The sequence below is a fragment of the Paenibacillus sp. 01L418 genome (assembly GCF_056400045.1).
Genome location: NZ_JBFTSN010000288.1, coordinates 1 through 8,469, shown reverse-complemented (window position 1 = coordinate 8,469; position 8,469 = coordinate 1). Strand labels below are relative to the sequence as shown.

General features: G+C 45.9%; 6 protein-coding genes. 5 read left to right on the top strand and 1 reads right to left on the bottom strand.

The window, feature by feature from the left end:
* From AC1DSE_RS25040 to AC1DSE_RS25025, 4 genes are all read left to right on the top strand, one after another.
* The coding region (locus AC1DSE_RS25040; RefSeq protein WP_477528352.1) for a right-handed parallel beta-helix repeat-containing protein at positions 1-1,873 on the top strand (1,873 nt) is incomplete at its 5' end.
* A gap of 347 nt (positions 1,874-2,220) precedes the next feature.
* Positions 2,221-3,027 (top strand): phytanoyl-CoA dioxygenase family protein, encoded by an 807-nt coding sequence (locus AC1DSE_RS25035; protein ID WP_477511175.1) that lies wholly within the window; start codon positions 2,221-2,223, stop codon positions 3,025-3,027.
* A 46-nt stretch (positions 3,028-3,073) separates the two neighbouring features.
* The gene (locus tag AC1DSE_RS25030) at positions 3,074-4,072 is read left to right on the top strand and encodes a Gfo/Idh/MocA family protein (RefSeq protein ID WP_441883227.1); all 999 of its coding nucleotides are present in this window, start codon (positions 3,074-3,076) and stop codon (positions 4,070-4,072) included.
* A 4-nt stretch (positions 4,073-4,076) separates the two neighbouring features.
* Entirely contained in the window at positions 4,077-5,150 is a 1,074-nt protein-coding gene (locus AC1DSE_RS25025) for a Gfo/Idh/MocA family protein (protein ID WP_477528351.1), read from the top strand.
* Positions 5,151-5,275: 125 nt separating this feature from the next.
* On the opposite strand, the gene AC1DSE_RS25020 is transcribed toward AC1DSE_RS25025, so the two are convergent.
* Positions 5,276-5,770: a MarR family winged helix-turn-helix transcriptional regulator gene (locus AC1DSE_RS25020; RefSeq protein WP_441883223.1), complete on the bottom strand. Its 495-nt coding sequence runs from the start codon at positions 5,768-5,770 to the stop codon at positions 5,276-5,278.
* 212 nt (positions 5,771-5,982) lie between these two features.
* Between AC1DSE_RS25020 and uvrA the strand changes: the two genes are divergently transcribed.
* Positions 5,983-8,469 (top strand): excinuclease ABC subunit UvrA (gene uvrA, locus AC1DSE_RS25015; protein ID WP_477528350.1); only part of this gene is annotated, 2,487 nt, incomplete at its 3' end.

The following is an 8,469-nucleotide window of genomic DNA, read 5'->3' as shown; positions in this document are numbered from 1 at the left end:
CAGCGGTACATTAGCAGCTGGAGCATCTGCAAATGTCAGTATTCCTGGGACATGGACAGCAGTAACTGGCAACTATACCGTATCAACAATCGTTGCTGTTGATGCCAACGAATTAGCAATTAAGCAAGCAAATAACACGAGTTCAACAAGTCTAGTCGTTTATTCTGCTCGAGGTGCCAGCATGCCTTACAACAGGTACGATACGCAGGATGCGACTCGTGGTGGAGGGGCAACTTTACAATCTGCACCGACATTCGATCAGGCGCTGATTGCATCCGAGGCATCTGGTCAGAGTTACGTGTCACTTCCATCGAATGGCTCATATCTTCAGTGGAACGTAAGGCAAGGGGAGGGCGGAGCAGGCGTTACGATGAGATTTACGATGCCTGACTCGTCAGATGGCATGGGGCTCAGCGGATCACTTGATGTTTACGTCAATGGTGTCAAAGCCAAGACCATCCCGCTCACTTCTTACTACAACTGGCAGTATTTCGCAAGTGATCAACCAGCTGACACTCCATCAGGAGGACGTCCGCTCTTCCGATTTGATGAGGTGCATTGGAAACTAGACACAGCTCTTCAACCTGGCGATACCATACGTATCCAAAAAAGCAATGCAGACAATCTCGAATATGGTGTAGACTTCCTTGAAATCGAGCAGGTTCCTGCTGCGATTGCCCGCCCAGCCAACTCGGTTTCTGTAACGGATTTTGGCGCTGTTGCAAACGATGGCCTCGATGATCTTGCAGCCTTCGAAGCTGCTGTAACATCAGCGGTTTCTACAGGAAAAATCATGTATATACCAGAAGGAACATTCCATCTCGGAAACATGTGGAAGGTCGGTTCTGTCAGTAACATGATTAATGATATTACGATCATGGGCGCAGGCATCTGGCATACAAACATCCAGTTTACCAACCCTAATGTAGCATCGGGCGGCATTTCATTCCGTGTCGAAGGCAAGCTTGATTTTAGCAATATTTATATGAATTCCAAGCTGCGGTCACGCTATCACGAGGGTGCTATTTACAAGGGCTTTATGGACAATTTCGGTAAAAATTCAAAGGTGCACAATGTATGGGTAGAGCACTTTGAATGCGGTTTTTGGGTAGGGGATTATGCACATACACCAGCAATTTATGCGGATGGGCTCGTGATTGAAAATAGCCGTATCCGAAATAATCTTGCTGATGGTGTCAACTTCGCTCAAGGCACAAGTAATTCGACTGTTCGCAACAGCAGCGTCCGAAATAACGGTGATGATGGTCTTGCCGTATGGACGAGTAATGTAAATGGTGCCCGCGCGGGTGTCAACAATACTTTCTCGTTTAATACGATTGAGAATAACTGGCGTGCGGCTGCTATTGCATTTTTCGGCGGGGGAGGACATAAGGCTACTAACAACTTGATCATCGACACTGTCGGCGGATCTGGCATTCGAATGAACACTGTATTCCCAGGCTACCATTTCCAGAACAATACCGGCATTTTGTTCTCGGATACAACGATTATAAACAGCGGAACCAGTAAAGACCTCTACAATGGTGAACGCGGAGCTATCGATTTGGAGGCATCTAACGATTCCATCAAAAACGTGACGTTTACCAACATTGATATTATCAATACGCAGCGCAGTGCAATCCAGTTTGGATATGGCGGCGGATTTGAAAATATCGTGTTCAACAATATCAATATTAATGGTACGGGACGTGATGGAATCCTTACATCGCGGTTCACATCACCGCATCCAGGTGCGRCAATTTACACCTATACGGGGAATGGATCAGCAACGTTCAACAACCTGACGACTAGCAATATCGCTCATCCCAACACGAATTACATTCAGAATGGATTTGGTTTGATCATTCAGTAACAGATTGATCATTCAGTAACAATAAGAAATGCCTGTGTAGGGGAGTTCTTCGGAACTCCTCCATTTTTTTTATGTTTATCAAAGCTATTCAACGAAAATGGAAAATCTCAAAATACATATTAAATATATACGATTTTAGAAAATGAATCTGAAAAACAAACAATTGTAAGAGCAATTAGTTGATAACGTCGTTTATTAGATAACACAAAGCGATTAGTTAACCAAAATGTTGATGATTTAAATAAAAATAATCGGAATAATCCAAGCATTCTATGCATTAAATGAATTACCGTTCATATTTTATATATAAAAGAAGCAGTTCACTCCAGAAAGCAGGAGGTTATCGCATGAATGCCGAGCACAGTCAAGGACTTAATGCCATTTCGCAACCCGGTGAATTCACAGAGCTTGACCGTTTCATGTTCGAGTCGTGGGGTTATTTGATCATYCCTAATGTATTAACCGCTGACCAAGCACAGCAATGTTTGGAGGCATCTATTCGCCTGCATGAGAGAGAAGGTACAACCGGATGGGCTCAGGTTGGCCGAGGATTTGAAAGTGAACCCACGCTGGACCAGTTGATTGATCACCCTGCGGTGCTCCCAAAAGTGAGAGCATTATATGGCGATCGTTTCATTCTTCAATCCGCTTGGTGCACGAAGCAGCCTGCATTTGGAGGAGCAGGCGGCTGGCATCAGGATGGCTCAGGAGCCTACGATTTTAATCAACTAGCTTATCCGATTCCTCTGCTGCAGCTTCGTGCTTCCTATTTACTCACTGACCAATCGCTGCCTAGGATGGGCAACATGGAGATGATTCCAGGCAGCCATAGAGCCCAAGTTCCACTCCCGGCAGACATCCGCCGCGACAAAGGTGATTTGCCTGTAGGACATGTCATTTGTGCGCCTGCCGGATCTGTATTGCTCTTCCATAACGCGGTTTGGCATCGTACATATTATCATGACGGAGATTACGACCGTTATACCGCACATTATATTTATAGTCCGCCTTGGGTTCGATTCTCCGATCGCTTTGGAAACAACAAGGACTATTTGGAGCGTACAACGCCTATGCGCCGTTACTTAGCAGGAGAATATGAGCGGCCAGACGCGCCATTTGGCGCCGGGTACCCCGCAACGGCTTTTAAAGATTAGCAATTCGCCGCTTAAGCAAATATTTGAATAATGGAGGGATTTTTGAATGTTAAATGTCGCGATGATTAGCAAATGGCATGTTCATGCTGATGGATATGCCAAACACCTGCAATCACTTGGGAACGTAAACATAACAGCAGTTTGGGATGAAATAACGGAGAGAGGGCGAACGTGGGCAGCAGAGCTCGGAGCTGCTTTTGAATCTGATCTGGATACGCTGCTTCAAAGGGAAGACGTAGATGCTGTTGTCATTGATGCCCCTACCAGCATGCACGCGGGAGTCATGGTTGCTGCTGCGCAAGCTGGAAAACATATTTTCACAGAGAAATCGATGGCGCTTACGGTAGCCGAATGCGACAAAATTACGGCTGCTGTACAAAAATCCGGCGTGAAGTTTTGTATATCTTTTCCCGCTCGAACAAGGCCTCACCATTTATTCGCAAAACAGCTTCTGGATGATGGGCTGCTTGGCGCCGTTACGCTGCTGCGTATCCGAAATGGTCACGACGGAGCATTAAACAATTGGCTGCCTGAATACTGGTACGATGAGAAACAGGCAGGCGGCGGAGCTATGATGGATCTTGGTTGCCATCCGATGTATTTGGCAAGCTGGCTGCTTGGTGAGCCGAGACGAATTACATCCATGTTTAATTATTTTACGGGCCGGGCTGTTGAAGATAATGCACAATGCTCGATTGAGTTTGCTAACAACGCGGTTGCGCTGCTGGAAACGAGCCTTGTTACTTACTCGACGCCATCTGCGTTTGAACTATACGGTACGGAAGGGACACTGATCATATCCGGAGAAGATGTTAAATTTGCTTCCAAACATACCGATTCACCGCTCCAAGGCTGGATTTCACCTCGACAGCTTCCAAAGGAGCAGCCGCTTCCACTAACACAATGGGTGGATGGCATTCTGAACGACAAGCCGATGCCATTTGGACTCGAGGACGGAACAAAGCTGACGGAGCTTCTTGAAACGGCATATATCGCACATCACGAGAGAAGAACGGTAGATTTTAAACGGCAAGGAGGAAATTAATTAGATGCGAACAGTAAAGGTAGGTATTATCGGATGCGGCATGATTGCTGGCGGCAAACATATGCCAAGCTTAGCCAAGGTGGGTAATGTAAAGATGGTCGCATTCTGCGATCTAATCGAAGAAAGAGCGCGCGAAGCTGCTGAGAAGTATGGAGTTCCCGGCGCGAAGGTTTTTACCGATTATAAGCAGCTATTAGCCATGGAGGATATTGAAGTCATTCATGTATTGACGCCAAATATTTCACATGCCGTCATTTCAATCGATGCCATGGAAGCAGGCAAACACGTTATGTGTGAGAAGCCGATGGCCAAGACCAGTGCCGAAGCGAAAGCGATGTACGAAGCTCATGTTAGAACCGGCAAGAAGCTGACAGTCGGCTACCAGAACCGCAGCAAAGCTCAGTCGTTGCTGTTAAAAAAAATGATCGAGAATGATGAGCTTGGCGAGATCTATTATGCCAAAGCGGTTGCAACAAGGCGTAGAGGGGTTCCTACATGGGGAGTATTTCTGGATAAAGAGAAACAAGGCGGCGGACCTTTGATCGATATTGGCACCCATTCACTGGATCTCATCCTATGGCTGATGAACAATTATGAACCTCACAGTGTTGTAGGCAGTGTGTTTCAGAAGCTGAAGGATACAGAAAATGCAGCTAATGAATGGGGATCATGGGACCCAGAGCAGTTTGAAGTAGAAGATTCCGCTTTTGGTTATGTGAAATTCAAAAACGGTGCTGTCGTTTCAATTGAAACCAGCTGGGCACTTAATATCGCCAAATCTGAAGGATCATATTTGTGCGGTACGAAGGGCGGTGCTGATTTTCATGATGGTCTGCGCATTAACGGTGAGAGGGACGGCAGCTTATTTCTCAACGTCATCGACGTGAAAGCAACCGAGAGAGAGCAATTCCGTGGAGAAAACCTGACTGATTTCGAGTATGAAGCCAAGCAGTGGATCAGCAGTATTGTGAACGACACCGATCCGCTCGTTAAGCCTGAAGAGGCGATGGTGGTATCGGCTATTCTGGAAGCGGTTTACTTATCAGCCAAAACCGGAAAAACGATCTACTTCGATTGATAGGCAGCTCAAGGACAAAAGTAAAAAGTAAGAAGGACGATAATAATATGAATTGCATTAAAGGACGGTATCCTGAGGTCATTAGACTTCTGGATATCGTCCTTTTCAATTGGTGTGCCCTATATTTAAGATGAAGATTTAGTGCTTTTTGCAGAGCTGAGGTGATCAATTTGATCATCTAGTACTTTGCCGGCTCTCTCTAGAAACAGTGTAATCAGTTCCAGCTCTGCATCTGTATAGGAGGAAGCCAGCTTCACCATCTCGTTGTGAAGTGGAATATACGTATTGCTGACATCTTCTTTCTGTTCATAGAGCGGAACAATAATCACTTTGCGACGGTCATTGGGATCGTTTTGCCTGCGTACGTAACCGAATTTTTCAAGGCGGTCAATTAATGCTGTCACACTTCCAGTAGCAAGCCCAGTTAGTTTGGACAACTCACCGGCTGTGATTGGTCCTTTTTCACGTAAAATATCCACAGATAAAAAATCATTATTATATAAGCCGAGAGCAGCAGCTACATTTTGTTGGTACAAAACTGTTCGGCTTCCTAGTCCGCGCATACGTGCGACGAATTGTTCCTGCTGATCGGTCGCTTGCACTTGTTGCTCGCTTGACAAAGGACAAACCTCCTTTTAAGATATGGGTATCTCGGATTCCGAGATACTTTGTTATAAAGATATTAGATGGAATGAATTTAATCAAGTTCATTCTATCGAAATCATTCATAATTTGCAAAAACTTTAGTCATGATGGCTAAACACTTTAATCCATATTTGAGATCGGAATGCTATAAGACATAGAATAATTATTTATTATGAGGAGGATTTTTATGAAAGATACCATTTTTATTAAAGGTGCACGTGAAAACAACCTGAAAAATGTTTCCCTTTCAATTCCAAAGTACAAGCTGGTCGTTCTTACAGGTCCATCAGGATCTGGCAAATCAACTTTGGCTATGGATACACTTCAAAGAGAATGCCAAAGGCAGTATTTGGATTCCATGGGCATGACCTCGGATTCGATAGGGAAGCCGAAGGTTGAGTCTATCGAAGGATTATCACCTTCCATCAGCGTTGGACAGCATGTTACCAATCGAAATCCGCGCTCAACAGTCGGAACAGTAACCGATATCTATACGTTTGTAAGGTTTATCTTCTCGCGACTAGGGAAGCGGATTTGCCCTTCTTGCAGCGGTCACATAGCTCCTTTATTTGAGCCCATAGGTGCAATGGCCGATGAAGATGAGGAAATGGATCATCAAATGATAGGCTGTCCTCACTGCGGAGCAGCGCTTGAGCAGCTAGGAATGTCACACTTTTCCTTCAATAAGCCAGAAGGAGCCTGTGGAGCTTGCAGTGGGCTTGGGCATGTGGCAAGCATTAATGAAGCAGCCGTTTTCAATTCGGAGCTCAGTCTGCGCGATGGGGGAGTGGCTTCTCTGAACGGGGTTCATCGCGATATTCAAATTCGTATTTTGATGGCGGCAGGAAAGCATTACGGCTTTGCATTTGGTCCGGATCAGCCATTAAAGGATTTCGGAGAGGTACAGCGCGATTTGTTATATTATGGTGTCGGTAGTGAAGCCTTCAAGCAGCATTATCCAAATGTGAAGCCTGTCCAAGGTACAAAATTCGAAGGAGTCATCCCTGGTTTATGGAGGCGTTACAAAGAAAAAGAAGGGGAAACAGGCACTGCGGAAAAAGAGGGAAGTTTTTTTCATGAACAGCTTTGCCCGGAATGCCTAGGAGCACGCCTTAAGAAAGAAGTTCGTCTTGTTCAAGTAGCCGGCTCAACCATCTCCGATGTATCGGAATGGTCACTCAGTGATGTATTTAAGTGGACCGAGGAATTACAAGAGACGCTCCCGCCTGAAGGTCATTATCTGCTCGAACCCATTCTGCATGATATGCCTACTAGGCTAAAACGAATCATTGATGTTGGCCTAGGCTATCTTTCTCTGAATCGGCAAACCGTTTCGTTATCAGGCGGCGAAGCACAGCGGCTGCGGCTCGCATCGCTGCTCGGTTCTGGCCTAACCGGAGTACTTTATATTTTGGATGAACCGACCACGGGTCTTCATCCCCGTGATACATCCGGTCTCATACGAGTACTTCAGCAGCTTCGTGATTTAGGGAATACAGTACTCGTAATCGAGCACGATGTTGAGATGATGCGTGCTGCAGACCATATCATCGATATAGGTCCTGGCGCTGGGTTGCACGGTGGAACCGTCGTAGGCGAAGGAAGTCTGGAGGATTTAATGTCCAGTAAGCTTTCGGTTACAGGCGCTTATTTGAGAGAAGAGAATGGCTCAACTCCTGTACGCATCCGCAGAGCAGGCAACGGTCAGTTTATTACAATCGAGCAGGCTAAACTCCGTAATGTTGACATTCCAACTGTAGCATTCCCGCTTGGCTGTCTCGTTTCCGTTACAGGTGTATCTGGCTCCGGCAAATCCACGCTAGTCTTTGATATCCTAGCAGAAGGAAGTCAGAAGGAGTTGGAGCGAATAGGGTGCAAGAAAATTACGGGCTTAGAGCATGTCGGAAATGTCGTTATATTTGACCAGACACCCATGGGACGAGTGCAGCGCTCCAACGTAGCAACGTATACGGATGTGTTTACGCAGCTGCGCCAGTTGTTCGCTGGTTTGCCTGAAGCTAAAAAAAGAAAACTGACAACCAAACATTTCTCATTTAACACCTCTGGTGGTCGTTGTGAGACATGTCAGGGGCTAGGTGTGCTTTCCGTTGATATGAACTTCTTGCCTGATCTGGAGGTAAAGTGTCTTGACTGCAAAGGAAAACGATTTACGGATGAGGTTTTGCAGGTTCAGTATGAAGGCTGCTCTATATCGGATTTGCTGAATATGTCTGTGCAGGAAAGCTTAGCTATTCTCAAAAATGAAACAAAGATAACAGGTATTATCGAGATGCTTTGTGAAGTCGGACTAGGCTACTTGAAATGGGGGCAATCGGTCAAAACGTTATCTGGCGGCGAAGGACAGCGGATCAGACTGGCGAAAGAGCTGAGCAAGCCTTCCAAAAACCATACGCTCTACCTGCTGGATGAACCGACTACAGGCCTCCATCCATCTGACATTAAGCAGCTCCATACTTTACTCAGCAAGCTGGTTGATACAGGCAATACGGTAATCGTTGTTGAGCATAGTCTGGAACTGATACGAGAATCCGATTGGGTTATCGATATCGGCCCAGAAGGGGGCGCAGCCGGCGGAAAATTAGTAGCAGAAGGCACGCCTGAGCGTGTAGCGGAAGTGGCAGAGTCGTATACGGGTATGTTCTTAAAGGAAATG